The organism is Pseudomonas caspiana, assembly GCF_002158995.1.
Lineage (GTDB): Bacteria > Pseudomonadota > Gammaproteobacteria > Pseudomonadales > Pseudomonadaceae > Aquipseudomonas > Aquipseudomonas caspiana.
This window is the reverse complement of sequence record NZ_LOHF01000039.1, coordinates 1-25,099: the sequence shown is the minus strand read 5'-3', so window position 1 is coordinate 25,099 and position 25,099 is coordinate 1. Positions and strand designations below refer to the sequence as shown.

The window sequence follows — 25,099 nt, the reverse complement described above, 5'->3', positions numbered from 1 at the left end:
CGAGGCGGTGCCCCCGGTATGGCTTATTAGTGCCGCTCCGCGATCTTCATCTCCCTGCAATAAACATTTTCGGATTGCTGCCGTTAAAGAAAGTAGCCTGCTATTTAGTTCTTCTGAATGCATATCCGAGCGGATGAAGGCACAATGCCAGCTACTAAGTTCTTTACCCTGTGATGGGTAGGAGACATCCCTTTTGTTGCGTTCTTCTGCTGCACGCTTGAGTCATTTTCTCCCCTCGCTGTTTTTATTGCTGGCGGGGCTGGCGGCTGCGTACGTCAAGGACCTGAACGTTTTCTTCACGTCCCTGTTCAACGTTCTGCCCACGCTGGTCCTGCTGTTGGGCGGCGCGTATTGCTGTGTCTATCGTCGCCAGCGCGAGCTGTTTCTGATGATCACCGTGTATATCGCGTACTTTTTGCTCGATACCCAGACTGACTACTTTCGGGACAACGGCAAGGTTCGTGAAGACGCAGCTGTGGTGTTTCATCTCGTGTGTCTGCTGCTGCCGTTGTTATATGGCACTTACGCGGCCTGGGAGGAGCGAACTCATCTGGTTCAAGACCTGGTCGCACGACTTGCGGTATTAGTGGCCGTCGGTGGTGTTGCGCTGGGGCTGGAGCAGAGCTACCCGGCGGCGCTGCTGGCCTCGCTGGCAGAAATCCGCTGGCCTGCGTTGCACGGATCGTGGATGAGCCTGATTCAGCTGTCGTACGTATCCTTCCTGATTGCCTTCGCCTTATTGATTACCCAGTACGTGCGCAAACCTCGGCCGCTGCATGCCGCGCAGTTGATTGGCTTGCTTGGATTATTCTGGGCATTGCCGAAAACTTTCATTCTGCCGTTCACGCTGAACATCATGTGCAGTCAGGTCATGTTGATGATTGCTGCGGGTGTTGCTCATGAGGCCTATCAAATGGCTTTCCGGGATGAATTGACCGGGCTGCCGGGACGCCGCGCCCTCAACGAGCGTATGCAGCGTCTGGGGCGTAATTACGTTCTGGCGATGAGCGATGTCGACCACTTCAAGAAATTCAACGACACCCATGGCCATGATGTGGGTGATCAGGTGCTCCGGCTGGTGGCCAGCAAACTTTCGAAAATCACCAACGGCGGCGGTAAGGCTTATCGCTACGGCGGTGAGGAATTCGCCATCGTATTTGCCGCCAAGTCCATTGAGGAATGCATTCCTCATCTGGAGGCCATTCGCGAAGTCATCGCCAACTATGAGATTCAGTTGCGTAACCCGGATAACCGCCCCAAGGATGATCAGCAAGGTCGCCAGCGACGTGGGGCAGGACCGGCGACCAGCGTGTCGGTGACCGTCAGTATTGGCGTCGCCGAACGTCTGCCGGAACACCGCACTCCCGAAGAAGTCCTCAAAGCGGCAGATCAGGCGTTGTACGCCGCCAAAGGCGCAGGCCGCAACTGTGTCATGTCTCATGGGCAGAGCACCAAACGCGGTGCTGTGCGGACTGCGGCCGCTTAACCTCCTCGGCACGCGCACTTCTCTGTGAACATCGCCAGGCCGTGATAGCTGTTTGCCGGACACACCGCTTTGCGGCCGCCGTTACCTCCTTGCGCTCCTACAGAAAAATGGCATGAACCCGGACAGCCGTGGGCTTCTGAGGATTGGCGCATATTTTCGTGACTACTATTTGATAAATGGTCATATATCGACCCTATGTGTCGCTAATGGTGTTCGAGTACACTCGGTTCATCGACACTGATTTCGCGCTTTCTCTGCGAGATCACTCCATTCGAACGTACTGCTCCTGTTCCTGTGAGGTTTGCCATGGCTGACTACAAAGCGCCGTTGCGCGATATGCGTTTCGTACTTAATGAAGTCTTCGAAGTCTCGAAGCTTTGGGCGCAGTTACCGGCACTGGCCGAGACGGTTGATGCTGAAACAGTCGAAGCCATCCTTGAGGAAGCAGGCAAGGTCACCAGCAAAGGCATCGCTCCGTTGAGCCGCAATGGTGACGAGCAGGGCTGTCGCTGGAATGACACCGCCGTGACCACCCCCGACGGTTTTCCACAGGCCTATCAAACCTATGCCGAGGGCGGCTGGGTCGGCGTCGGCGGTAATCCTGATTTCGGTGGCATGGGCATGCCCAAAGCGGTTTCGGCTCAGGTCGAGGAGATGCTCAATTCGGCGAGCCTTGCCTTTGGTCTTTATCCGATGCTGACTTCCGGGGCCTGTGTTTCGATCAACACTCACGCCACAGAAGAACTCAAGGCTGCTTACCTGCCGAACATGTATTCCGGCGCCTGGTCGGGTTCGATGTGCCTGACTGAAGCCCACGCAGGGACTGATCTTGGCATTATCCGTACAAAGGCCGAACCGCAGGCGGATGATTCTTACAAGATTTCCGGCACCAAGATTTTCATCACCGGTGGCGAGCACGACCTCACCGAAAACATCATCCATCTGGTCTTGGCCAAGTTGCCTGATGCGCCTGCCGGGCCAAAAGGTATCTCACTGTTCCTGGTGCCGAAATTCATGGTCAATGCCGATGGCAGCCTGGGTGCGCGTAACACCGTGAGCTGCGGTTCCATTGAACACAAAATGGGCATTCAGGCGTCCGCGACCTGCGTCATGAACTTCGACGAAGCCGTTGGCTATCTGATCGGCGAGCCAAACAAAGGCCTGGCGGCCATGTTCACCATGATGAATTACGAGCGTCTTGGCGTAGGTATTCAGGGGCTGGCGTCGGGTGAGCGCTCTTACCAAAATGCCATTGATTACGCCCGTGATCGTCTGCAAAGCCGTTCACCGACTGGCGCACAGCAGCCCGAAAAAGTGGCTGACCCGATCATCGTCCATCCGGATGTGCGGCGTATGTTGCTGACCATGAAAGCGCTGAATGAGGGCGGTCGGGCATTCTCCACTTACGTGGCCATGCAACTGGATATCGCCAAATTCAGCGAAGATGAGGTTGCTCGTCAGCGGGCTGATGAACTGGTCGCGCTGCTGACGCCAGTCGCCAAAGCGTTCCTGACCGACATGGGACTGGAAACGACTATTCACGGCCAGCAAGTATTTGGCGGCCATGGCTACATTCGTGAGTGGGGCCAGGAGCAACTGGTGCGTGATGTGCGCATCACCCAGATCTACGAAGGCACCAACGGCATTCAGGCGCTGGACTTGGTCGGTCGCAAGATCGTTGGCAGCGGCGGTGCGTATTACAAGCTGTTTGCTGACGAGGTCCGTGGCTTCATCGCTGGCTCTGATGCGTCATTGAGCGAGTTCACCAAGCCGCTGAGCGCTGCGCTGGATACGCTGGACGAACTGACCCACTGGATTCTCGATCGCTCCCGTAACAATCCGCAGGAAATTGGTGCGGCGTCCGTTGAGTATTTGCATGTGTTTGGCTACACCACTTATGCCTATCTGTGGGCGATGATGGCCAAAGCGGCGTTGGGCAAAGAAGCTCAGGAAGATTTCTACGCCAGCAAGCTTGGGACGGCACGTTTTTACTTCGCCCGTTTGCTGCCGCGCATCCACTCGCTGAGTGCTTCGGTCAAGGCGGGAAGCGACTCGCTGTTCCTGCTGGAGGCGGCGCAATTTTGACGACAGACGCTCTGTAAGCATTTGCTTACATGTTGTGGTGCTATTTGGCCTCTATCGCTGTAATGGATCCAAAGTTAATCTTTATTCCAAGGACGTAGCGCAGGAAGCGCAACAAATAACACGGACACGTAAGGATGCCTGCCAGGATGGTGGGGAGAAAGGGAAGTCAGGGAAACAGTCTGCAAAACCCCGCTTAGGCGGGGTTTTCTTATTGGGGCCGATTAAGTTGCAGGCAATCTGCAGCAGCTACAGCCGTTGAATTCGCTCGGTAATGGCTTGTTGCCAGACCAAAATGGAACCTCTTTCACCGCCCGCAGGTCAATTCGCTGTGTGGCTTACGAGAGCCATTTAAAATCTGGAGCTATCCCATGGACATTATTCGCATCATCTTCGCTATTCTGCTGCCGCCCGTGGGCGTGTTCATGCAAGTCGGTTTCGCCGGCGCGTTCTGGTTGAACATCCTGCTGACCATCCTTGGTTACTTCCCAGGCATCATCCACGCTGTGTACATCATCGCCAGCCGGAAATAATTCGATATTTTTGAATCGGGCACATTTCTTATGTGGGAGTAGAGCCTGCTCGCGATAAGGCTGGACGCAATTGGCCTGAAATCGGGTGCCCTTATCGTGAGCAAGCTCTACTCCTACACGTTGATCTTCAACCCACCCGGAACTTCGCCACCAATTCCTGCAACTGTGTGCCCAGCCGCGCCAGCTCTACGCTGGACGCCGCCGTTTGATCGCTCGCCTCAGCGGTCTGCTCTGACACATCCCTCACACTGATAATGTTGCGATTGATCTGCTCGGCCACGGCGCTTTGCTCTTCGCTGGCGGTGGCTATCTGTTGGTTCATGTCCTGAATGGTGGATACGGTGCGGGTGATCTGCTCCAGCGCACTGCCTGCGCGGCGGCTCAGTTGCACGCTGTTGTCGGTCAGGCTGCGGCTGTTATCCAGTGTGGTAGCGACTTGTTGGGTGCCGCTTTGCAGTGCCGCGATCAACTCCTCGATCTCTTCTGTGGATTGCTGAGTGCGCTGCGCCAGGCCGCGTACTTCATCGGCCACGACGGCAAAACCGCGTCCTGCTTCGCCGGCGCGTGCGGCTTCGATGGCGGCGTTCAGCGCTAATAGATTGGTTTGTTGTGACACCGACTTGATGACGTCCAGTACACCGCCGATCTTGTCGCTTTCCAGCTTCAGTCGGTTCATGGCCTGGGTTGATTTCTTGACCTCATCTGCCAATTGCTCAATCTGCCCGATCGCTTCACCGACCACCTTGTCTCCTTCACGCGCCTGCTGGTCTGCTTGAGCTGCCGCCTGAGAGGCATCCTGCGCGCTGCGTGCCACTTCGTGCACGGTAGCGGTCATTTCGTTCATGGCCGCAGCAACCTGATCGGTCTCGTCTTTCTGGCTGTTGACCCCGGTGCTGGTCTGTTCGGTCACTGCGGATAACTGCTGCGCCGCGTCGGTAATCTGCGCCACGCCCTGGCTGATCCCGCCGATCAGTTGTCGCAAGCTGAGGGTCATGGCCTGCATGCTGTCTTGAAGTTGTCCCATTTCATCTTTGCGCTGAACCTGCAAATCTTTGCTCAAATCACCTTTGGCGATGCGCTCTGCCGCCGCAAGTGTCTGGCGCAGCGGGGCGATGATCTGTTGCGTCATGACCCAGGCGGCGAGCAGGCCGAGCAGTAATGCCAGTGAGGCAACACTGCTCAGTGTCGTGCGAGAGGTGTCAGCTTCGGTATCACGTTGCTGGCTTTGCAGCGCAAGGAGTTCGGCAACGCTGTTGAGCATCTTGTCGCCCAGGTCTTCGAGCGTCTCCTGAGCGGCCTCAACTTTGACCTGAATGTCCTTGAAGTGACCGAGCTGAGCACGATAACGCTCCAGCGCCTCTTTAGCAGGCTGCAGACCTTTAAGATTACTGTCGGCCTGATCCTGGCCAATCTGCTGCACCTCCTTCAGTGATTCATCGATAGCCGCAATGGCTGCCGTTTCATACACATCGCGTGCAGTGAAGGTGTAGGCCTGCACCTGAAATCGAGCGTTCTGGATCTGCTGTTTGAGTTGGGAGATGTTGGTGAATTCGTCCAGCCGCTCTCCATTGTCCTGTTCCTGGCTAACGGCTTTAAGCACTTCGCTCTCCACCAGCGCGACGGCCTGTACTGCCTGTTCCGATTGCTGTTCCAGCTGACTCCGGGATAGATCTCGCCGCTGGTTCTCCTCATTGAGCGCCGCGAAGGTCTTCTCCATGTCGGCGACGAGCTTGCTCTGCCCGGTCAGCAAACTGACGCTTTTGCTGTCGTCGATTTCTTTGCGCAACGTCTCCAGGTGACTCTCCAGCCCGTTGAGTTGATTGACGACTTTGTTCGCGTTTTCCGGGCTGTTTTTCTGCCGAAAGATAATGCGATCGGTGCGCAAATCCTTGGTCATGTTGCTCAGTTGGCCGATGGACGTCAGGGATTCCGAGCGTTCGATCATGGTGTCCAGACCATGCCAGCCGGTCAGGGTGATCGCCATTGTGAGCATCAGCACCAGACCGAAACCCAAAGACAGTTTGAGTTTTACGCTGGTGTTGCCAAGTGTGTGGTTGATCCATCGAAACATCGGAAAGCTCCTGCAAGTGTGCGAAACAGGTAGGGCCTGGGCGAGCCAGGATCTACGTTGTCAGCGCATCGGCAGGGCAAAGAAGAGCGCGACCTGAGTCGGTCGTAGGAGGATTCTGAGTGGGGTGTGTGAATGAAGTCACGCGCCATGTCCTGACACAGCGCGGTCTCTTTGTGGGAGCGGTGCTTGCCCGCGATAAGATCAACTCGATTCTGCAGGTCAATCACCTGAAACTTATCGCGGGCAAGCACCGCTCCCACATAAAAGCCGATAGGCGTTAAACCTTAAACTTACTCACCATCACCTGGAGGTGATTGCCCAGTCGCGCCAGTTCAACACTGGAGGCTGCGGTTTCTTCACTGGCAGCGGAAGTCTGTTCGGAGACATCGCGCACGTTAAGGATGCTGCGGTTGATCTCTTCGGCGGTAGCGCTTTGCTCTTCAGCTGCTGCGGCAATCTGTTGGTTCATCGCCTGGATCGCCGAAACGGTCTTGGTGATGTTTTCCAGCGAACTACCGGCGCGGCGCGTCAGTTCCACACTGCTTACGGTCAATTCGCGGCTGTTATCCATGATGGCCGCCACTTGCTGCGTGCCACTCTGCAGGCCTGCAATCAGTTGCTCGATCTCTTCAGTCGACTTCTGAGTACGTTGGGCGAGGCTTCGGACTTCGTCGGCGACAACCGCGAAGCCTCGACCAGCTTCACCCGCGCGCGCTGCTTCGATGGCGGCGTTGAGAGCGAGCAGGTTGGTTTGTTGTGCAACCGACTTGATCACGTCCAGCACGCTGCCAATCTTGTCGCTTTCACGCTTGAGTTCGTTCATGGCTTCGGTAGAGTTGCCCACTTCCGAGGCCAGACGCTCTATCTGAGTGATGGCTTCGTTAACCACGCGATCACCTTCACGAGCTTGCTGATCTGCCGCGACGGCCGCCTCAGAGGCCTCCTCGGCATTACGTGCGACTTCCTGCACGGTGGCAGTCATCTCATGCATCGCGGTCGCTACCTGGTCAGTCTCGACCTTCTGGCTGTTGACCCCGGCACTGGTTTGCTCGGTCACCGCAGACAGCTCTTCAGCTGCACTGGCGATCTGGGTCACGCCGTCGCGAATTCCGCCGATCAACTGGCGCAGGTTGACGGTCATAGTCTGGATGCTGCGTTGCAGAGAGCCCAGTTCGTCCTTTCGATCAATGGTCAGGTCGCGACTCAGATCACCGGCGGCCACGCGCTCTACGACTTCCAGCGTCTCGCGCAAAGGCGTGGAGATCTGGCGAGTAATGATCCACGCTGCAAGGATGCTGAAAAGCAGGGCTAATACCGTTGCTATGCTGATCATCTGCACCGATTGCGCGCTTTCGTCATCACGGCTCTTGTTCTGGGTAGCAATCATCTGGTTGTTGACGTCGAGCATCTTGACGCCAATTACGGTCATCTTTTCCAGCGCTGCTTTGCTGGCGCCTTGGGCGTCGCGGTACACGCCCACTGCTGCGCGATAACCTTTCAGGCCTTCGAGCGCTTGCTGCAACTGTGGCAAATAAACGGAGGAGATACTTCCGGCCAGGGTGTTGATGCCAGTCATGGCTTCATCAATGGCTTGATTGGCGTTCTTTTCGAATTCAGGTCGACCGCTGTAGGTATAACCGCGTACTTGAAAGCGCGCCTGCTGGATCTGCTTGCTGACATCGACGATGCTGTTGAAAGCCAGAATGTCATCGGCCGTGAGCAGAGCCGCTTCGATTTTGTCCGCTTCCGCGACGGCCTTGTCGGCACTGTCGCCCATCTGGCTGCGACTGCCTTCACGCGTTGCGATGGCTTTGACCATTTCACTGAAGGCGTCGCGATACTCACGAGCAGACTGTATCTGCTTATCCAGCAGCGCAATGTTGGCCGGAGAGCGAAGTAGCTCCCGCGCCTTTTTCAGGCGTGCGTCGAGCTTATCAAGGTTGGCTTTGACCTCGGCTTCGGTCTCAGCGTTATAAAGCACCTCGTAGCGCATGCGGCTGACACGCAACTGGAGGGTCACCTCGTTAACGTCCGCAATTGCGGTCACGCGGTCGCCGCGGGAGATCAGGTTCTGTGTGCTGAACCATCCTGTGGCGCTGATCACCAGGGTCATCAACACGACCAGGCCAAAGCCAATTGCCAATTTCAAGCTGACACTCGCATTAGCGAGACTTCGGGTAAACCAGCGATGCATGACCCACTCCTTGGCGGACTTTAGATGTATTCACCTACATCGGCCGGAGGAGCATGAACTAAAGGGAAGTAATTAACGCAAGTAAGCGTTAGAACAAGCGTGCCAACAGGGCAGTAACTGCAGTTTCCACCCGCAGAATACGCTCGCCAAGTTGCACCGGTTGCAGCCCTGCCTTGGTCAGCAGGTCGACTTCATAGGGAATCCAGCCACCTTCCGGACCAATGGCCAAGGTCACAGGACCCGTGACGGCACGCGGGCAGGCGGGAAAATTGCCGGGATGTCCGACCAATCCCATCGTGTCTTTAACCAGCTCCGGCAGGCGATCTTCGACAAACGGCTTGAAGCGTTTTTCGATGATGATCTCGGGCAACACACTGTCCCGGGCCTGTTCGAGGCCGAGGATCAGTTGCTCGCGAATCGCTTGCGGTTCCAGGAACGGCGTCTGCCAGAAGCTTTTTTCCACGCGATAGCTGTTGAGCAGAATGACCTTGGGCACGCCCATGGTCGCCACTGTCTGAAACACCCGGCGGAGCATTTTCGGACGGGGCAGGGCCAGCAACAGGGTCAACGGCAGTTTGGCGGGCGGGGCGCTGTCGAGGGTGATACGCAGCTCGGCTTCGTGTGCCTCAAGTCGTAGCAGCTCAGCGCTGCCCAGCAAGCCGCCAATGCTGCCTACACGCAGGCTGTCGCCGACTTCTGCGCGATGCACCTCTTGCATGTGCTTGAGGCGTCGGTCGCGCAGTACGACCCGGTCAGCCGCAACGAAGTCGGCGTCTTCGAGAAGCAGCAGATTCACGGCTGAGTCGCGGGCGGCTGGTCTTGCTTGTCTTGTTCGGGCTGATCATCGGCATGATCGCCGCGCTTGGTGATCAGCGAGCTGCACAGCACGCCAATCTCAAACAACAGCCACATCGGCACAGCCAGCAGTGTCTGCGAGAAAATATCCGGTGGAGTCAGGATCATGCCGACCACGAAGCAACCGATGATCACGTACGGACGGATCTTTTTCAGGTACTTCACGTCAACGACGCCGATCCACACCAGCAGCACGACGGCTACCGGAATCTCAAACGCCACGCCGAAGGCGAAGAACAGCGTCATGACGAAGTCCAGATAACTGGCGATGTCCGTCATCATCGAAACGCCTTCAGGCGTCACGCTGGCGAAGAAGTGGAAAATCAGCGGGAAGACCAGGTAGTAAGCGAAGGCCATGCCCGAATAGAACAGGATGATGCTCGATACCAGCAACGGTACCGCGACGCGTTTCTCATGCTTGTACAGGCCTGGCGCGATAAAACCCCAGATCTGGTGCAGGATCACCGGCATGGCCAGGAACAACGCAACCATCATGGTCAGCTTGAACGGCGTGATGAACGGCGAGGCCACATCAGTGGCGATCATCGTCGCGCCTTCAGGCAGGAAAACCCGGAGCGGTGCCGAGACGAATGTGTAGATCTTCTGCGTGAAATAAAACAGGCAGCCGAAGATAACGAAGATCGCCAGGACACATTTCAGCAGGCGCGAACGGAGTTCTGTGAGGTGCGAGACCAGCGGCATTTGCTGGTCATTTTCCGGAATATCGCTCATGGGGCTCGCGGTGGCAGTGACGAATCGTTGGCGGAGGGTGCGTTGGGTGCTGGCGCTGCTGGCGACACGTGCGCAGGTTCAGTCGTCACCTGAGTCGTCGCTTCGGCAGTGGGCGTCGTGCCCGCCGGGGCGGCCGGACCCAGGTCGGTAGCAGGTGTCACAGACGGCGTGTTCGGGATGGTCGAGACCACCGGTTCAGCGGGCGCCTGCTCAGGTGCGGGAGCCGGATTGGCCGGTGGCTGCTGCGGAGACATGATCTTGCGCGCTTCTTCTTCCAGCGACAGGATGTGCTCGTTATGCAATTGGCGACGGATTTCGTCTGCTCCGATTTCGCGTTCAACTTCCTGTTTGATCGCATTGAAGCTGCGTTTTAACCGGCCAATCCACAGGCCGGCGGTACGCGCAGCACCGGGCAGACGCTCAGGGCCAAGCACCAGCAAGGCGACGAGGCCGACCAGCAGCAGTTCAGAGAAGCTGATACCAAACATTCAATACGACCTAGTCTTTGCGGATTGGCTCTTCGACTTTATGCGCTTGCGCGTCGATGGTGTGCGGCTGGTTCAGGGGTGAGCCCTGTGGTGCAGCTTGCGGCGGTTGCTGAGGTTGCACTGGCGGCTGCTCTGCGTTTTTTTCGTCGTCGTTCATGGCCTTGCGAAAGCCCTTGATCGATTCGCCGACGTCAGTACCCAGGTTCTTGAGTTTCTTGGTGCCGAATACCAGTACCACGACAACCAGGATGACGATCCAGTGTTTCCAGTCAAAAATACCCATGAAGCAATCCTCGTAGAAATTTCAAGCTCGAAAAGTGAAGGTCAGTCAGCTGTGCGTGCGGCTTTTTCCGCATGCCCGGACAAGCCGAAACGGCGGTCCAGTTCATCCAGCACTGCTTGTGGGTGCTGACCCAATGCAGCAAGCATCACCATGCTGTGAAACCACAGGTCAGCGGTTTCGTAGATGACATCGCTGCAATCGCCGCTGACAGCGGCATCCTTGGCGGCAATGATGGTTTCGACCGACTCTTCGCCGACCTTTTCCAGAATCTTGTTCAATCCCTTGTGATACAGGCTGGCGACGTAAGAGCTGTCGGCAGCGGCACCTTTGCGCGACTCCAGCACTTCGGCCAGGCGGGTCAAGGTATCAGTCATGTTTCAGTGTCCTGCGTGATAAATAGCTTCAGGATCTTTCAAGACCGGTTCGACGGTCTTCCAGGCGGCGTCTTCGTAGACGCGGTAAAAGCAGCTTTCACGCCCGGTATGGCAAGCAATGCCGCCGATCTGCTCGACCATCAGGATGATCACATCGGCGTCGCAGTCCAGACGCAGCTCATGAAGCTTCTGCACATGGCCCGATTCTTCGCCTTTGCGCCAGAGTTTGCCACGCGAACGCGACCAATAGATTGCACGATTCTCTGCGGCGGTGAGGTTCAGGGCCTCGCGGTTCATCCACGCCATCATCAGAACTCGCCCGGTCTTGTGATCCTGAGCAATAGCAGGCACCAGACCGTCGCTGTCCCACTTGATTTCGTCCAGCCAGTCTTTCATATCTACTCCGGCAGCCGGGCTTCAGGCCTCGGCGGATTGAACAGTGTGCCAGCGGGCAGCGCCGCTGGCTATCGGCGGATGACCAGATACAGGCCCGCCACCAACATGATCCATGCGGGCCAGGCGAGTGGAGCCACTAGCGCAGTACCCTCGGCGAACAAGGTCGAGGCCATTACTGCGCCACCAGCTAGCAGCGCCGAACCCAGCAAACGCAATGCCCAACCGTCACCGCGCTCACGCCACGGTGGCGGCGGATCAGACCGGTGCGGTTGCGACATGCGTTCCAGCAAGTCCCGCGTCATGCTGGCCAGATGCGGAATCTGCTCGACCTGAGACTGCAGGTTGCCAAACAGCGTTTTCGGGCTGACGCGATCACGCATCCAGCGCTCCAGAAACGGCTGCGCGGTGCTCCACAGATCCAGATCGGGATACAACTGGCGGCCCAGGCCTTCGATGTTCAACAGGGTCTTCTGCAACAGAACGAGCTGCGGCTGGACTTCCATGTTGAAGCGGCGAGCGGTCTGGAACAGACGCATCAGCACCTGACCGAAGGAAATATCCTTGAGCGGCTTTTCGAAGATCGGCTCGCACACGGTACGAATCGCAGCTTCAAACTCGTTCAGTTTGGTTTCCGCAGGTACCCAGCCCGAATCAATGTGCAGTTGCGCGACGCGACGATAATCACGTTTAAAGAAGGCAAACAGGTTACGAGCCAGATAATCCTGATCTTCCGGCGTCAGGCTGCCAACGATTCCGCAATCGATAGCGATGTACTGCGGGCTCCACGGGTTGACCGTGCTGACAAAAATATTGCCGGGGTGCATGTCGGCGTGGAAGAAGCTGTCGCGGAACACCTGGGTGAAGAAAATCTCCACACCGCGCTCGGCCAGCAATTTCATGTCGGTGCGCTGATCCGCCAGGGTCGCCAGGTCGTTGACCTGAATCCCGTAGATTCGCTCCATGACCAGCACCTTGGGGCGGCACCAGTCCCAGTAGACCTGAGGCACGTAGAGCAGGTCCGAGCCTTCGAAGTTACGTCGCAACTGGCTGGAGTTAGCGGCTTCACGCAGCAGGTCCAGTTCGTCGTAAATGGTCTTTTCGTAGTCGGCAACCACGTCCACCGGGTGCAGCAGGCGGGCGTCGGCGGACATCCGCTCCGCAGTGCGGGCCAGAATGAATAACCATGCCAGATCCTGGCTGATGACGGGCTTGAGGCCTGGGCGCACAACCTTGACCACCACTTCTTCGCCGGTCTTCAGTTGCGCCGCATGGACCTGCGCTACCGAAGCCGAGGCCAGTGGCGTGACGTCGAAGCGACTGAACACTTCGCTGATCTTCGCGCCCAGCTGCTCTTCGATCAGCTTGATCGCCACTTGCGGGTCGAACGGCGGAACGCGGTCCTGCAATAGCATCAGTTCGTCGGCGATGTCCTCGGGTAGCAGGTCGCGACGGGTCGACAGGATCTGCCCGAATTTGATGAAGATCGGCCCAAGGTCTTGCAGCGCCAGACGCAGACGCGCACCACGGGGCAGCTCTGCATTGTTGCGCGGAAGCAGGCGCCACGGCATGACAAAGCGCGTGGCCTTCATCCACCACGGTAACGGCAGAGCAAACAGCAAGTCATCGAGACGGTAGCGGATCACGACACGCTGGATACGAAACAAACGGCGGACGGCAAGCAGCTTCATGCGTTATCGCTGGAGTCAGAGGATTGGGCGAAGCGCTCAAAGCGCGCCTCAAGGCGTTCCAGATCAAGTTTTATCTGGTCGAGTTCGGCGAAACGGGCTTCGGCTTCATGTTTCCCCACCAGAGTGCGCGACTCTTCGTTCAAGTAGTCGGCAAGGCTCTGGCTGAGGTTGGTGAAGCTGTCTTTGCTCCAGCGCGCGCGGCTGCGCAAATGATCGCCCAGCAAGGTCGTGGCCACCGGGCCAAGCCAGCGGGACAGCTCGTATTCCCAGTCCAGTTCGAGGTCCTGAAGGATCCCGACCAGTTCCAGTAATACGCCGCTGTCGCCGTCCAGTTCGACATCCGGGCCATGCAGCACAGCGCTCTTGTCTTTGCTCACAGCCAGACGCATCAGGCTGGCAGCAGGGGCGCGCAAGGTGCAATCAGCTTCAACTTCCCAATGCGAGGCCAGCAGCAGGCCTTCGTCGCTGGGCAGAATGAACAGTTGCAGCGAAGGATTACGGCAATCAACCGCAATCACCTTGCCCGACAAGCGCTCAAGGCGCGGCAACGCGGTGCTGTCCAGGCGCAACACGCGGTTAATGCCGTGCTCGACGCTGGCGAGCAAGCCGCTAAGCAACATCAGGGTTTGATGCCGCGATGTAGTGCCACGACGCCTGCGGTCATGTTGTGGTAAGTCACGCGATCAAAACCGGCTTCCACCATCATCGACTTCAGGGTTTCCTGATTCGGGTGCATGCGGATCGATTCGGCCAGATAGCGATAGCTTTCCGAGTCATTGGTGACCAGCTTGCCCATCAATGGCATGAACGCGAACGAGTAAGCGTCATAGGCCTTGGACATGAGCTTGTTGGTCGGCTTGGAGAACTCCAGCACCAACAAACGACCGCCGGGTTTGAGCACGCGTAGCATCGAGCGCAGCGCGTCTTCCTTGTGAGTCACGTTGCGCAGACCGAAAGCGATGGTCACGCAATCGAAATGGTTGTCAGGGAACGGCAGCTTTTCAGCGTCGGCCTGAACGAATTTGACGTTGCCCGCCACACCCAGATCAAGCAGGCGATCACGACCGACCTTGAGCATGGAAGCGTTGATGTCGGCCAGTACCACTTCGCCGGTCGGGCCGACAAGGTGGGAGAATTTTTTGGTCAGGTCACCAGTACCGCCCGCGATGTCGAGCACGCGGTTACCGGTACGAACGCCGGAGAGTTCGATAGCGAAGCGCTTCCAGAGGCGATGCATACCACCGGACAGCAGGTCGTTCATCAGGTCGTACTTGGCTGCGACGGAGTGAAACACCTCCGCCACTTTCTCGGCCTTCTGGCTTTCCGGCACGTTTTTGTAGCCGAAGTGAGTAGTAGGTTCGGCATCGCTGCCTTTGCGCGGATCATTCATATCGCGTTCACCGGAATAAAGTGTTGCCATTCTAATCGTCGTGGCTGGCTTTGTCTTGACAAGGCTCATCGCCAACAGTTTCTTCATCCGGGGCGGCTGTTATAGTTGCGCCACGATTGACCTTGCGCTGAAGGAGCCATCGAATGGCCAAGATTACTGTTGAACGCCCGCATTCGCTGGGTAAGGAAAAGGCTCGCGAGAAGGCTGAGCTGCTGGTCGAGAAGCTGGCTGACAAATACGGCATCGAGCATGAGTGGAGCGGCGACCGCGTCAAGCTGGAAGGCAAGGGCGCCAAAGGTGCGGTGGATGTCGAGGACGCACTGGTGCGCGTAAACCTTGAGCTGAATTTCTTCCTGTCGGCCATGAGCGGACAGATCCAGGCAGAGGTAGAGCGGCAGCTGGATAAAGCCCTGCTGGCCTGATTGCGTTCCCTTGTAGGAGTGAACTTGTTCGCGAGGCAATTTGTATGGCTCACGGGCCTCTCGCCAACAAGTTGGCTCCTATAGGTGTTATGTCTCTCCAGCCAATTCCTACTCCCAATTCCTACACCCCTTCAACATCACCCAAACCTAGGGTGAGCTTTCTAATTTTTCCGACTACTTTCGTGTCCATGCCCCGTTGTCCCTGGGGGCGATCCTCAAACATTCGAGCGTGAGGTGCACCATGGCCAAAGTTACGTTGAAGAAAAAAATCAAAGACGAAGAAACCAAGTCGGTCTCCGACGTCCGCCTGTATGCCCGCAAGGTCTGGCTGGCGGGGTTGGGTGCTTACTCCTGGGCGGGGCAGGAAGGTGCCGAGTACTTCAAAGAGCTGGTCAAGGTTGGCGAGCAGACCGAGAAGAAAGCCAAGCAGGTGATCGACGAAAAGGTCGACGCGGCCAATAGCGAAATCGATTCGGCCAAAGAAGAACTGACTTCGGTGAAGGGCCGGGTTGAGGTGCAGCTCGATAAAATCGAAAGCGCATTTGATCGGCGGGTCGCCAGCGCCTTGAATCGCATCGGTATACCGTCTAAACATGACGTGGAGACACTGTCTGCTAAGCTCGATGAGCTGACGGCATTGCTTGAACGTGTCGCGCGTAAACAATAAGGAGAGCAGGATGGCTGGCAAGAAAAAAATCGAGAAAGAAGGCAGCTCCTGGATTGGCGAGGTCGAGAAGTACTCCCGCCAAATCTGGCTGGCTGGTTTAGGCGCTTACTCCAAGATCAGCAATGACGGCAGTAAGCTTTTTGAAACGCTGGTTAAAGATGGCGAAAAAGCCGAGAAGCAGACCAAGGTTGAAGTCGATAAACAAGTTGACTCCGCCAAGGACTCTGCCAAGGCAGCGAAGTCTCGTGTGGGCGATGTCAAAGACCTCGCACTGGGCAAATGGAGCGAGCTGGAAGGTGCCTTCGACAAGCGCCTGAACAGCGCCATTTCGCGTCTGGGTGTTCCGAGCCGCAATGAAGTGAAAGCGCTGCACAGCAAGGTCGATCTGCTGACCAAGCAAATCGAGAAGCTGACTGGCGCTTCGGTGACTCCTGTTTCCAGGGCGCCTGCTTCCAAAGCTTCGGCTTCCAAACCAGCACCTAAAACCACCGCTAAACCATTGGTGAAAGCCGCCGCGAAACCGGTCGCCAAAGCCGCCGACAAAGTTGCCGCGAAAACCGCAGCAGCCAAACCGGCCGTGAAAGCCACAGCGGCCAAACCCGTTGCCGCTGCCAACAAGGCTGCAACCAAAACCGCGACCAAGGCCAAGTCTGTAGCGGCCAGCAAGCCGGCTGCGGCGAAGAAACCGGCTGCTGCCAAAAAACCTGCTGCACCGAAGGCGGCCCCCAAAGCAACCGCCAAACCGGCACCGAAACCCGCCGCCAAGCCAGCTGCCACACCAGCAGCAACGCCTGCACCCGCTGCAACCAATACTGCCGCAGCACCGGCATCGACGACGCCGTCGACCCCAGCCAGCCAGTCCTGATTCAAGGGCTGTAATGCGAAAGCCCGACCTGCGAAAACAGGTCGGGCATTTTTTATGCCAAAGACTCAGCATTTAAGTTGCGAATGCAGGGACCGGTTCGGCTACTCCTCCAGATAATGCCTCGCCAATTGCTGCGCCGCATGCCGTGAGCCCGGCGTCAGGTGTGGTGCGACGAGCATCATGATCTGGTAGACCACGACCCGTACTTCAGCGTCGCGCCCCAGAATCCGTTGGTAGTCCAGCGAGAACAGCAGGGTCATGGTGATTTGCTCCACCAGTTGCCCCAGCGCCTGGGTGTCGCTGACAACCTGACCCTCAGCTTTCAGGCGCGCCAGTAATGATGCCAGCGTACGTTTCAGATTGTTGAGCAGGTTGCGAATACCGCGAGCCAGCTTGGGCAAACGCCCGGCCAGGTTAGACAGGTCCTGAAACAGGAAGCGATAGTCGGACAGTCGCTCGACGATCAAGTGCAGGAACAACCAGTAATCTTCAGCGGCCAGTTGCGCGTCTTCGGGTGGGTTGAGCAGGGGCGAAAGCTCTGCCTGGAAACGCTCGAACAGGCCGAGCACCAAGGGCTCCTTGCCGTGGAAGTGGTAGTAAAGATTGCCGGGACTGATACCCAGTTCGTTGGCAATTTCCAGCGTGGAGACATTGGGCTCGCCCTGTTGGTTGAACAATGTCAGGGCGCATTCAAGGATACGGTCGCGGGTTTTCATCCAGTCTTCTTGTTGGCAGATAATTTCGAAGGGAAATGTGTGCATCTGTAGGAGCTGCCGAGCGCTTTATCGAACATGCACATAGGTCCCCGGCGCAGCCTCCATTGGCGTGTATGTGGCGTTGCCCAATGCCATCTGGGTTTCGCGCTGGGTGCCTGAGCGGGCTTGTATCCATTCCAGCCAGGTCGGCCACCAACTGCCCTCGTGGTTTTTCGCATCGTAGTACCAGGCACGAGGGTCGCTGCTGAGTTTGCCGTTCTCCACGAAGTTGGCTTTGGGGTTGCCCGGCGGGTTGAGAATGCTCTGCACGTGCCCGCTGTTGGACAGCAGAAAGCGCCGGTCGCCGCCCAGCAGCAGGGTCGAGCGATAGACCGCGTCCCATGGCGTGATGTGGTCGTTGATACCGGCTACGTTGAAGCTGTCGACTGTCACTTTCTGCAGATCGATCGGTGTACCGCAGACTTCCAGCCCGCCAGGATGGGTCAGCGGATTGTGCTTGAAGAAGTCCAGCAGATCGCCGTGCAACGCTGCGGGCAAGCGAGTGCTGTCGTTGTTCCAGTACAGGATGTCGAAGGCGGGCGGGGCTTTGCCCAGCAAGTAGTTGTTGATCCAGTAACTCCAGATCAAATCATTCGGGCGCATCCAGGCGAAGATTTTCGCCATGTCCCTGCCGTCCAGTACGCCTTGTTGATACGAGCGACGCTTGGCAGCTTCAAGGGTCGTTTCGTCGATGAACAACGTCGCAGCGCTGTCGATCTGGCTGTCCAGCAGGCTGACCATGTACGTGGCGCTGGCCACTTTGCGCAGTTGGCGCTTCGCCTGTAAATGCCCTTGCAGCGCGGCGATGGTCAGTCCGCCTGCACAGGCGCCCACCAGATTCACTTCTTTTGCGCCGGTGATGGAGCGACATACGGCCATCGCTTCTTCGGTGGCCTGGACGTAAGTGGACAGCCCCCATTCGCGGTGGCGAACGTCCGGATTGCGCCAGCTGATCATGAAAGTTTGCAGGCCATTCTTCAGGCAATACTGGACGAAGCTGTTGGCGGGGCTGAGATCGAAAATATAGAACTTGTTGATTTGCGGCGGCACGATCAATAAAGGCCTGGCGTACTGCTTTTCACTCATGGGCTTGTACTGGATCAACTCCAGCAGTTCGTTGCGAAACACCACCGAGCCTTGAGTTGCAGCCACCGTGCGGCCGACTTCGAAGGCGTCTTTGGTGGTCTGTCGCGGCAAGCCGTTGTTGTGCAACAGATCGTCGAACATGTGGCCAAGGCCTTTGATCACACTGTTGCCGCCGCTATTGAAGAGCTCTTTGATGGCCACGGGATTGAGCAAGGTATTGGACGGTGACAGGGCATCGTTGAGCAGCGAAAAAATGAAGTGCGCCCGGTCGCGATCATCCTTGGACAGGTCCGTCTCATCGATCCAGTGTTTGACTTGATGCTGCCACGCCAGATAAGACTGCAAGCCTCGACGGTACAGCGGATTGAGACTCCATGTCGGGTCTGCGAAACGGCTGTCGCGGGCAGGTAATTGGTAGGGCGTTTCGCCCAGCAACACGACGCGGCTGACTTGCTTGCCGAGGGCCAAAGCGTGACGAGCGCTGCGCAACGGATGCTGCAAGCCTTGAGCGGCAACCTTGCGTAAGGTCGAAAACAAATCCTGGCCACGCAGGCCGGTGATCGCGCTTTGCGCGTTTATGTAAGTCGCCGGTACGGTGTCGGCGCTCTTTGCTGCCATCGACCGATACTTCTTTGCAGGCGCATCCCCGCTCAGGGCATGCGTCGTTCTGCGCCGTACAACTTCCATTCAAACGGCGCAGTCAGTGACGATTCCTTGCGTAAGGTCGAAAACAAATCCTGGCCACGCAGGCCGGTGATCGCGCTTTGCGCGTTTATGTAAGTCGCCGGTACGGTGTCGGCGCTCTTTGCTGATTTTTCTCGCATGGGGCAACACTCCTTCGTCGTGCCATCGACCGATACTTCTTTGCAGGCGCATCCCCGCTCAGGGCATGCGTCGTTCTGCGCCGTACAACTTCCATTCAAACGGCGCAGTCAGTGACGATTCTTTGCGGTACTGAGAATCCTTGTTGGTCTGTAATGATCAGCGTGTGCTGGGTGTCGGATGTGGGTGCATCACGGCGCGCTGACGTTCCTGCTGGAGGAATTTCATGATGATGGGCGCGACTGCTTCGGCACGGGTGATCAAGAACAAATGACCGTCATCGATTATGTGTAGCTGGGCGTTGGGGATCCGCCAAGCAAGCAGGCGCATATTTATCAACGGGATCAGTGGATCGTCGTCGCCCGCCAGCACTAATGTCGGCTGACGGATCTTGTGCAGCCAGTGGATGCTGGTCCAGCCCATGCCAGCAAACAGCTGCCAGTAGTAGCCCAGCTTGCCGGACGAACGGACCTTTGCAGCGTGGTTGGCGGCCAGATAAGGATCACGCCGAAAAGCGCCGCCGTAGATTTCCGGTGCAATGCGGATTACGTGGGAGGGCTGGATATACCGCCGTGGGCTGGCCATCAACCAGAGCACGCGCGGTTTGCCAGGTACCATCACCGCACCGGCCGCTGTTGCTGCCAGCACCAGCTTTTTGCAACGCTCGGGGTAGTCGTAAGCGAACTGTTGAGCCAGCGCGCCACCCCATGAAACGCCGATGGCGTTGACCTGGCCATAGTCCAGATAGTCGAGCATGCGCGCCGCCAGTTTAGCCAGACCGGGAAACCGGTACGGGCGACTGGGTGTCGAGGAACCACCGACGCCAGGCACATCAAAAGCGATGACTTCCAGGTCCGGGTCCAGCGCATCAACGAACGGGAACACCAACTCAAGGTTGGCGCCAATACCATTGAAAATCAGCAGAGGAGTCAGATGACTCTTGCCTGGGCGTACTGCGGTTCGGATGCTGTGGCCATCCAGATCGATAGTGCGAAAAATAAACGGTTGCGGCATGCGCGAAGCCCTGTGGGAGATTCTATATTTGTCCGCAAGCAGATGTGCGACGTGGGACCGGCTTTAGCCGGGAAAGCGGCATTTCTGACACCCCATTGTTGGTGACTGTAAAGGCCTCTTCCCGGCTAAAGCCGGTCCCACGACATTCCAGGACTGCGCCTCGCTCGGCGATAGCCTCAACCTTTGTAACGGCACTCGGCACCCGATCCTGACTCCGCCCGTCGCATCAAACCTTAGCGTTCATGCACATAGGTTCCCGGTGAAGCCTCACCTGCCGGGAAAGCTTTGCTGCCAAGGGTCGCAGGAGATTTCTTCAGTTTCCCGGAACGTTCGCTCAGCCAGTTCTGCCAGTGCAACCACCAGGAGTCAGTGTGCTTGGTGCCGTTTTCCTGCCAGACCTTCGGATCGACCGGCAACTCGCTGTTGGTCATGTAACGTGCCTTAGGGTTGCCGGGCGGATTGAGAATGCTCTGGATATGGCCACTGCTGGACAGAACAAATTCAGTCTTTCCGCCGAACAGTCGTGCTGATTTGTAGCAGGAGCCCCAAGGCGTGATGTGATCGTTGGTTCCGGCCAGGCAAAACACATCGCTGGTGACCTGCTTGAGGTCGATAGGCGTACCGCACACTTCAAGCGCGTTGGGGCGGATCAACGGGTTGTTCTTGAACATCTCGATCAGGTCGCCATGGAACGCAGCGGGCAGGCGGGTGGTGTCGTTGTTCCAGAAAAGGATGTCGAACACCGGCGGTTCGTTGCCCAGCAAGTAATTATTGACCCAGTAATTCCAGATCAGGTCGTTGGGACGCATCCAGGCAAATACCTTGGCCATGTCGCTGCCTTCCAGCACGCCTGCCTGATAGGAGTGACGCTTGGCCGATTCCAGAGTCTGCTCGTCAACGAACAACGCGACGTCGGTGTCCAGCGTGGTATCCAGCACACTGACCAGCAACGTCAGGGCGTTGACCTTCTGATCGCCCAGTGCCGCGTAATGACCCAACAGCGCAGTGCAGGTAATGCCGCCCGAGCAGGCGCCGAGCATATTGATATCTTTGCTGCCGGTGATCGCCGTCACCACGTCCACCGCTTCCTTGACGGCATCGATGTACGTTGACAGGCCCCATTCACGCTGGGCTTTGGTCGGGTTACGCCAACTGATAATGAAGGTCTGCACATTACTGCGCAGGCAGAACCTCGCCAGACTCTTTTCCGGGCTCAGGTCGAAGACGTAGAACTTGTTGATTTGTGGCGGCACGACCAGCAGCGGTCGCTCATGCACTTGTTCGGTGATGGGCTTGTACTGAATCAGCTCCAGCACGTCGTTGCGAAACACCACCGAGCCTTCGCTGGTGCCCAGACTCTTGCCGACTTCGAAGGCGTCCATGTTGACCTGGCTGGGCATGCCGCCGTTGTGTACCAAATCCTTGGCGAGATGAGACAGGCCGTCGAGAATGCTTTTGCCGCCGGTTTCGAAGAAACGCTTGATCGCTGCGGGGTTGGCAGCGGTGTTGGTGGGCGACATTGCTTCGGTCATCAGATTGATCACGAAGTGCCCGCGGCTGATTTCCTGAGGTGCAAGGTTGCTGTCGTCTATCCAGTCATGCAGCTCTTTGCGCCAGGCCAGATACGTCTGCAAGTAGCGGCGATAAACCGGATTCTGGCTCCAGGCCGGATCGCTGAAGCGCCTGTCGTCAGGCGTCGGCTGCAAGGCTGATTTTCCCAGCAGGACGTTCTTGAGCTCGACGCTCAAATGCGCGATGTGTTTAGCGCTATGAAAGGGCTGTTTCAACGCCTGGCGCAGAACCATGCGGGCTGTGGTCAGCAAGTCCTTGCGCCGCAGGCCGACGACCGGGTTCAAACCCAGTGTGTGTTCCGAAGCTTGTTGCTGCAGGTCATCGTTGTTTCTGCTACTCATTCACGACGCTCCATTGTCCTGAGGTGAGTACCGCTTCCCTGTGAATCAGTGACACAGGCAGACGCCGGTACTACTGCTCGGGTGACCGATGATGGCTAAACCGCTTATCCCTTAAGAGGTAGCCGTCGCGGTGGACGCGTGAACCATTGCGCTCCTTGCGACGACTTCTTGCACACCTTTCAACTGCATTCGAGGATGCAGGGAACTTGCCAAAACCATTGGTTACGCGAGATTGCGAAAAATCGCAAGCAGCACCAGTCGTTGGCCGCTGCGCGGCACATTCAAACAAAAGGAATTAGAAAGCGCGTCCTAAAATGCCGGACGGCTCTGTGGTGCGGGTTAGAGCATCAGCCGGATGACTTGCTCGGAAGGGTCGCGGGATTTGCCTGCGTTTTTCAGCTCAAGCAAATAGTCGTTCCACAAATCGTCCTGACGTTGCGCCAGTTCGTAGAGGTATTCCCACGTGAACAATCCGCTGTCATGACCGTCATCGAAGGTCAATTTCAGTGCGTATTGGCCCGCCGGTTCAACTTTGGTCAGGCCCACCCCCAGCTTGCCAAATTGCAGGATCGGCTTGCCGTGGCCCTGAACCTCCGCAGACGGCGAGTGCACCCGGAGGAATTCTGCAGGCAAGTGGTATTCCTCGTTCGGCCCGTACTTGAGGGTCAGGGTTTTCGAGGCTTTGTGGAGCTGGATGGCTGTTGGGAGTTTGGGCATGGATACAATCCCTGTGGGAAATACAACGTACCTGTAGGAGCTTACGAGCAACGCGAGGCAGCGATGGCGGTGTGTCAGATGGACCGCTATCGCTGCCTCGCGTTGCTCGTGAGCTCCTACAGTAACTGCATTTCAGTTAAAGGATATACCGCGACAGATCCTCATCCTTGGCCAGTTCGCCAAGATGACTGTTCACGTACTCGGCATCAATGCGTATCGGCGCTGCGTCCGGATCGGTGGCCAGATCACCTGCGCTGAAGGACACTTCCTCAAGCAGACGCTCAAGCAAGGTGTGCAAGCGACGCGCACCGATGTTTTCGGTCTTCTCGTTGACCTGCCAGGCAATCTCGGCGAGACGCTTGATGCCGTCGGCTTCGAACGCGATGTTCAAGCCTTCGGTCTTCAGCAGTGCGCAGTATTGCTCGGTCAGGGACGCATGTGGCTCGCTGAGAATACGTTCGAAATCCTGTGGCGACAGCGCCTTGAGTTCAACGCGGATCGGCAGACGGCCTTGCAGCTCAGGCACCAGATCGCTCGGCTTGCTCAAGTGGAAAGCGCCGGACGCAATGAACAGGATGTGGTCAGTCTTGACCATGCCCAGCTTGGTGTTGACCGTGCAGCCTTCGATCAGCGGCAGCAGGTCGCGCTGTACGCCTTCGCGGGATACATCGGCACCGCCCACATTGCCGCGCTTGGCGACCTTGTCGATTTCGTCAATGAACACGATGCCATGTTGCTCAACAGCTTCCAGCGCTTTGGCCTTGAGTTCTTCCTCGTTGACGAGGCGACCTGCTTCTTCTTCACGCACCAGCTTGAAGGCTTCCTTGACCTTGAGCTTGCGGCTCTTCTTCTTGCCCTTGCCCATGTTGGCAAACAGGCTTTGCAACTGGTTGGTCATTTCTTCCATGCCCGGCGGCGCGGAAATGTCGACGCCAACGGCTTCGTTGATTTCGATCTCGATTTCCTTGTCGTCCAGCTGACCTTCACGCAAGCGCTTGCGGAACAGCTGACGGGTGTTGGAATCGTTACTCGGCGCGGCTTCTTCCTGAAAGCCCGTACGAGCAGGAGGCAACAGGGCGTCCAGGATGCGGTCTTCAGCAGCATCTTCGGCACGATGGCGAACCTTGATGATTTCCTGTTCGCGCAGCAGCTTGATGGCCGCGTCGGCCAGGTCACGAATGATCGACTCGACGTCGCGGCCGACATAGCCGACCTCGGTGAATTTGGTCGCTTCGACCTTGATGAACGGCGCGTTGGCCAGCTTGGCCAGACGACGGGCAATCTCGGTTTTACCGACACCGGTCGGGCCGATCATCAAGATATTCTTGGGCGTGACTTCAACGCGCAATTCTTCCGGCAGTTGCATCCGGCGCCAGCGGTTACGCAGGGCGATGGCGACAGCGCGCTTGGCATCGTCCTGGCCGATGATATGGCGGTTCAGTTCGTGGACAATTTCACGGGGAGTCATTGACATGGTATTTGGCGGTCCTCCAGCTGATTCAAGGTCTGTCAGGCCGCTAGTTGCAGCGGCCGGTACGAGGCTTATTCAGCGAGGTCCTGCTCCTCAATGGTGATGTTGTGGTTGGTGAACACGCAGATATCGCCCGCGATATGCAATGCGGTTTCGGCAATTTCACGCGCCGAGAGATCGGTTTTTTGCAGCAGGGCGCGAGCAGCGGCCTGGGCGAAAGCACCGCCGGAACCCATGGCAATAAGGCCATCTTCAGGTTCAACGACGTCACCGTTACCGGTGATGATCAGCGAAGCGTCTTTGTTGGCGACGGCCAGCATGGCCTCCAGACGGCTCAAGGAGCGGTCGGTCCGCCAGTCTTTGGCGAGTTCAACGGCGGCACGCACCAGATGACCTTGGTGCTTTTCAAGTTGCCCTTCAAAGCGTTCGAAAAGAGTGAACGCGTCGGCCGTAGCGCCAGCGAAACCGGCAATCACTTCGCCGTGGTACAGACGACGCACTTTCTTGGCGTTGCCTTTCATGACGGTGTTGCCCAGAGAAACCTGGCCGTCGCCAGCCATGACGACTTTGCCGTGGCGGCGAACTGAAACGATGGTGGTCAAGGGAGAGTCTCCACACTGCGGGGCGAAAATGCCCTGGTGAAAACTCATATGGGGGTGGGGGAAGGGATTTCAACCGTTGGGGATGAGTGGTGCCGTGCTCGCTTATCTGATCGGAAGTATTTCCTGTAGGAGCGCACGAGCACCGCGAGGCCGCGATAGCGTTCTGCCTGACACACCGCCATCGCGGCCTCGC

Annotated in this window: 25 protein-coding genes; 6 read left to right on the top strand and 19 right to left on the bottom strand. The window is 57.4% G+C overall.

Annotated features, from left to right (window positions below; genetic code table 11):
• Nucleotides 1-193 precede the first annotated feature (193 nt).
• The 3 genes from AUC60_RS26540 to AUC60_RS26530 all read left to right on the top strand — a co-directional run bounded on the left by AUC60_RS26540 (nt 194) and on the right by AUC60_RS26530 (nt 4,101).
• Nucleotides 194-1,486, top strand: coding sequence for a GGDEF domain-containing protein (locus AUC60_RS26540; protein ID WP_087274432.1), 1,293 nt, complete (start codon nt 194-196; stop codon nt 1,484-1,486).
• Between the two features lie 306 nt (nt 1,487-1,792).
• Nucleotides 1,793-3,571, top strand: a complete 1,779-nt coding sequence (locus AUC60_RS26535; RefSeq protein WP_087274430.1) for an acyl-CoA dehydrogenase C-terminal domain-containing protein — start codon at nt 1,793-1,795, stop codon at nt 3,569-3,571.
• Nucleotides 3,572-3,939: 368 nt separating this feature from the next.
• Complete coding sequence (locus tag AUC60_RS26530) at nt 3,940-4,101, top strand: YqaE/Pmp3 family membrane protein (RefSeq protein ID WP_049826708.1); 162 nt, start codon at nt 3,940-3,942, stop codon at nt 4,099-4,101.
• Between the two features lie 127 nt (nt 4,102-4,228).
• On the opposite strand, the gene AUC60_RS26525 is transcribed toward AUC60_RS26530, so the two are convergent.
• From AUC60_RS26525 to ubiE, 11 genes are all read right to left on the bottom strand, one after another.
• On the bottom strand, nt 4,229-6,172 hold the full coding sequence (locus tag AUC60_RS26525; protein ID WP_087274428.1) for a methyl-accepting chemotaxis protein: 1,944 nt from the start codon (nt 6,170-6,172) through the stop codon (nt 4,229-4,231).
• 277 nt (nt 6,173-6,449) lie between these two features.
• Nucleotides 6,450-8,366, bottom strand: a complete 1,917-nt coding sequence (locus AUC60_RS26520) for a HAMP domain-containing methyl-accepting chemotaxis protein (RefSeq protein WP_087274426.1) — start codon at nt 8,364-8,366, stop codon at nt 6,450-6,452.
• Nucleotides 8,367-8,454: 88 nt separating this feature from the next.
• Nucleotides 8,455-9,162 (bottom strand): 16S rRNA (uracil(1498)-N(3))-methyltransferase, encoded by a 708-nt coding sequence (locus tag AUC60_RS26515; RefSeq protein ID WP_087274424.1) that lies wholly within the window; start codon nt 9,160-9,162, stop codon nt 8,455-8,457.
• On the bottom strand, nt 9,159-9,953 hold the full coding sequence (tatC, locus tag AUC60_RS26510) for a twin-arginine translocase subunit TatC (protein WP_087274423.1): 795 nt from the start codon (nt 9,951-9,953) through the stop codon (nt 9,159-9,161). The genes AUC60_RS26515 and tatC overlap by 4 nt, the downstream gene beginning before the upstream one ends.
• A complete protein-coding gene (tatB, locus tag AUC60_RS26505) occupies nt 9,950-10,441 on the bottom strand; it encodes a Sec-independent protein translocase protein TatB (RefSeq protein WP_087274421.1) in 492 nt (163 codons plus the stop codon). The genes tatC and tatB overlap by 4 nt, the downstream gene beginning before the upstream one ends.
• Nucleotides 10,442-10,451: 10 nt before the next feature.
• A complete protein-coding gene (locus AUC60_RS26500) occupies nt 10,452-10,724 on the bottom strand; it encodes a twin-arginine translocase TatA/TatE family subunit (RefSeq protein ID WP_087274419.1) in 273 nt (90 codons plus the stop codon).
• Nucleotides 10,725-10,765: 41 nt separating this feature from the next.
• Complete coding sequence (locus tag AUC60_RS26495) at nt 10,766-11,098, bottom strand: phosphoribosyl-ATP diphosphatase (protein WP_027901649.1); 333 nt, start codon at nt 11,096-11,098, stop codon at nt 10,766-10,768.
• Nucleotides 11,099-11,101: 3 nt separating this feature from the next.
• Nucleotides 11,102-11,494: a phosphoribosyl-AMP cyclohydrolase gene (hisI, locus tag AUC60_RS26490; RefSeq protein WP_087274417.1), complete on the bottom strand. Its 393-nt coding sequence runs from the start codon at nt 11,492-11,494 to the stop codon at nt 11,102-11,104.
• A 68-nt stretch (nt 11,495-11,562) separates the two neighbouring features.
• Nucleotides 11,563-13,182, bottom strand: coding sequence for a ubiquinone biosynthesis regulatory protein kinase UbiB (gene ubiB / locus AUC60_RS26485; RefSeq protein ID WP_087274415.1), 1,620 nt, complete (start codon nt 13,180-13,182; stop codon nt 11,563-11,565).
• On the bottom strand, nt 13,179-13,802 hold the full coding sequence (locus AUC60_RS26480; RefSeq protein ID WP_087274413.1) for a ubiquinone biosynthesis accessory factor UbiJ: 624 nt from the start codon (nt 13,800-13,802) through the stop codon (nt 13,179-13,181). Before AUC60_RS26480 ends, ubiB begins: the two co-directional genes overlap by 4 nt.
• Nucleotides 13,802-14,572 (bottom strand): bifunctional demethylmenaquinone methyltransferase/2-methoxy-6-polyprenyl-1,4-benzoquinol methylase UbiE, encoded by a 771-nt coding sequence (ubiE, locus tag AUC60_RS26475; protein ID WP_020293519.1) that lies wholly within the window; start codon nt 14,570-14,572, stop codon nt 13,802-13,804. Before ubiE ends, AUC60_RS26480 begins: the two co-directional genes overlap by 1 nt.
• A gap of 143 nt (nt 14,573-14,715) precedes the next feature.
• Between ubiE and AUC60_RS26470 the strand changes: the two genes are divergently transcribed.
• The 3 genes from AUC60_RS26470 (at nt 14,716) to AUC60_RS26460 (ending at nt 16,526) form a co-directional block, all read left to right on the top strand.
• Nucleotides 14,716-14,994, top strand: a complete 279-nt coding sequence (locus AUC60_RS26470; RefSeq protein ID WP_087274412.1) for a polyhydroxyalkanoic acid system family protein — start codon at nt 14,716-14,718, stop codon at nt 14,992-14,994.
• 241 nt (nt 14,995-15,235) lie between these two features.
• Nucleotides 15,236-15,661, top strand: coding sequence for a phasin family protein (locus tag AUC60_RS26465; protein WP_087274410.1), 426 nt, complete (start codon nt 15,236-15,238; stop codon nt 15,659-15,661).
• A gap of 10 nt (nt 15,662-15,671) precedes the next feature.
• A complete protein-coding gene (locus AUC60_RS26460) occupies nt 15,672-16,526 on the top strand; it encodes a phasin family protein (protein ID WP_087274408.1) in 855 nt (284 codons plus the stop codon).
• 101 nt (nt 16,527-16,627) lie between these two features.
• Here AUC60_RS26460 and AUC60_RS26455 read toward each other — a convergent pair whose 3' ends face one another.
• From AUC60_RS26455 to hslV, 8 genes are all read right to left on the bottom strand, one after another.
• On the bottom strand, nt 16,628-17,242 hold the full coding sequence (locus tag AUC60_RS26455) for a TetR/AcrR family transcriptional regulator (RefSeq protein ID WP_087274406.1): 615 nt from the start codon (nt 17,240-17,242) through the stop codon (nt 16,628-16,630).
• Nucleotides 17,243-17,308: 66 nt separating this feature from the next.
• Nucleotides 17,309-18,985 carry a class II poly(R)-hydroxyalkanoic acid synthase gene (gene phaC, locus AUC60_RS26450; RefSeq protein WP_087274405.1) on the bottom strand — a complete coding sequence of 559 codons (1,677 nt, stop codon included), beginning with the start codon at nt 18,983-18,985 and terminating at the stop codon, nt 17,309-17,311.
• Nucleotides 18,986-19,017: 32 nt separating this feature from the next.
• A complete protein-coding gene (locus AUC60_RS27920; protein WP_158099162.1) occupies nt 19,018-19,191 on the bottom strand; it encodes a hypothetical protein in 174 nt (57 codons plus the stop codon).
• Nucleotides 19,192-19,348: 157 nt separating this feature from the next.
• Nucleotides 19,349-20,203 carry a poly(3-hydroxyalkanoate) depolymerase gene (gene phaZ / locus AUC60_RS26445; protein ID WP_087274403.1) on the bottom strand — a complete coding sequence of 285 codons (855 nt, stop codon included), beginning with the start codon at nt 20,201-20,203 and terminating at the stop codon, nt 19,349-19,351.
• A gap of 233 nt (nt 20,204-20,436) precedes the next feature.
• Nucleotides 20,437-22,116 (bottom strand): class II poly(R)-hydroxyalkanoic acid synthase, encoded by a 1,680-nt coding sequence (gene phaC / locus AUC60_RS26440; protein ID WP_087274401.1) that lies wholly within the window; start codon nt 22,114-22,116, stop codon nt 20,437-20,439.
• 339 nt (nt 22,117-22,455) lie between these two features.
• Nucleotides 22,456-22,833, bottom strand: a complete 378-nt coding sequence (locus tag AUC60_RS26435; RefSeq protein WP_087274399.1) for a gamma-butyrobetaine hydroxylase family protein — start codon at nt 22,831-22,833, stop codon at nt 22,456-22,458.
• A gap of 136 nt (nt 22,834-22,969) precedes the next feature.
• Nucleotides 22,970-24,307 carry an HslU--HslV peptidase ATPase subunit gene (gene hslU, locus AUC60_RS26430; protein WP_027901993.1) on the bottom strand — a complete coding sequence of 446 codons (1,338 nt, stop codon included), beginning with the start codon at nt 24,305-24,307 and terminating at the stop codon, nt 22,970-22,972.
• 68 nt (nt 24,308-24,375) lie between these two features.
• Nucleotides 24,376-24,906: an ATP-dependent protease subunit HslV gene (gene hslV, locus AUC60_RS26425; protein ID WP_027901992.1), complete on the bottom strand. Its 531-nt coding sequence runs from the start codon at nt 24,904-24,906 to the stop codon at nt 24,376-24,378.
• Between the last annotated feature and the right edge of the window lie 193 nt (nt 24,907-25,099).

What these genes read in the sequence shown, in the direction of transcription:
- AUC60_RS26535 (WP_087274430.1), top strand. Translation starts at nt 1,793, where the DNA reads ATGGCTGACTACAAAGCGCCGTTGCGCGATATGCGTTTCGTACTTAAT.
- tatB (WP_087274421.1), bottom strand. Translation starts at nt 10,441, where the DNA reads ATGTTTGGTATCAGCTTCTCTGAACTGCTGCTGGTCGGCCTCGTCGCC.
- AUC60_RS27920 (WP_158099162.1), bottom strand. Translation starts at nt 19,191, where the DNA reads ATGCGAGAAAAATCAGCAAAGAGCGCCGACACCGTACCGGCGACTTAC.
- AUC60_RS26520 (WP_087274426.1), bottom strand. Translation starts at nt 8,366, where the DNA reads ATGCATCGCTGGTTTACCCGAAGTCTCGCTAATGCGAGTGTCAGCTTG.
- AUC60_RS26495 (WP_027901649.1), bottom strand. Translation starts at nt 11,098, where the DNA reads ATGACTGATACCTTGACCCGCCTGGCCGAAGTGCTGGAGTCGCGCAAA.
- ubiE (WP_020293519.1), bottom strand. Translation starts at nt 14,572, where the DNA reads ATGAATGATCCGCGCAAAGGCAGCGATGCCGAACCTACTACTCACTTC.
- AUC60_RS26460 (WP_087274408.1), top strand. Translation starts at nt 15,672, where the DNA reads ATGGCTGGCAAGAAAAAAATCGAGAAAGAAGGCAGCTCCTGGATTGGC.
- AUC60_RS26500 (WP_087274419.1), bottom strand. Translation starts at nt 10,724, where the DNA reads ATGGGTATTTTTGACTGGAAACACTGGATCGTCATCCTGGTTGTCGTG.
- hslU (WP_027901993.1), bottom strand. Translation starts at nt 24,307, where the DNA reads ATGTCAATGACTCCCCGTGAAATTGTCCACGAACTGAACCGCCATATC.
- tatC (WP_087274423.1), bottom strand. Translation starts at nt 9,953, where the DNA reads ATGAGCGATATTCCGGAAAATGACCAGCAAATGCCGCTGGTCTCGCAC.
- AUC60_RS26480 (WP_087274413.1), bottom strand. Translation starts at nt 13,802, where the DNA reads ATGTTGCTTAGCGGCTTGCTCGCCAGCGTCGAGCACGGCATTAACCGC.
- AUC60_RS26525 (WP_087274428.1), bottom strand. Translation starts at nt 6,172, where the DNA reads ATGTTTCGATGGATCAACCACACACTTGGCAACACCAGCGTAAAACTC.
- phaC (WP_087274401.1), bottom strand. Translation starts at nt 22,116, where the DNA reads ATGAGTAGCAGAAACAACGATGACCTGCAGCAACAAGCTTCGGAACAC.
- phaC (WP_087274405.1), bottom strand. Translation starts at nt 18,985, where the DNA reads ATGGCAGCAAAGAGCGCCGACACCGTACCGGCGACTTACATAAACGCG.
- AUC60_RS26465 (WP_087274410.1), top strand. Translation starts at nt 15,236, where the DNA reads ATGGCCAAAGTTACGTTGAAGAAAAAAATCAAAGACGAAGAAACCAAG.
- AUC60_RS26530 (WP_049826708.1), top strand. Translation starts at nt 3,940, where the DNA reads ATGGACATTATTCGCATCATCTTCGCTATTCTGCTGCCGCCCGTGGGC.
- hisI (WP_087274417.1), bottom strand. Translation starts at nt 11,494, where the DNA reads ATGAAAGACTGGCTGGACGAAATCAAGTGGGACAGCGACGGTCTGGTG.
- AUC60_RS26455 (WP_087274406.1), bottom strand. Translation starts at nt 17,242, where the DNA reads ATGAAAACCCGCGACCGTATCCTTGAATGCGCCCTGACATTGTTCAAC.
- AUC60_RS26435 (WP_087274399.1), bottom strand. Translation starts at nt 22,833, where the DNA reads ATGCCCAAACTCCCAACAGCCATCCAGCTCCACAAAGCCTCGAAAACC.
- phaZ (WP_087274403.1), bottom strand. Translation starts at nt 20,203, where the DNA reads ATGCCGCAACCGTTTATTTTTCGCACTATCGATCTGGATGGCCACAGC.
- AUC60_RS26470 (WP_087274412.1), top strand. Translation starts at nt 14,716, where the DNA reads ATGGCCAAGATTACTGTTGAACGCCCGCATTCGCTGGGTAAGGAAAAG.
- ubiB (WP_087274415.1), bottom strand. Translation starts at nt 13,182, where the DNA reads ATGAAGCTGCTTGCCGTCCGCCGTTTGTTTCGTATCCAGCGTGTCGTG.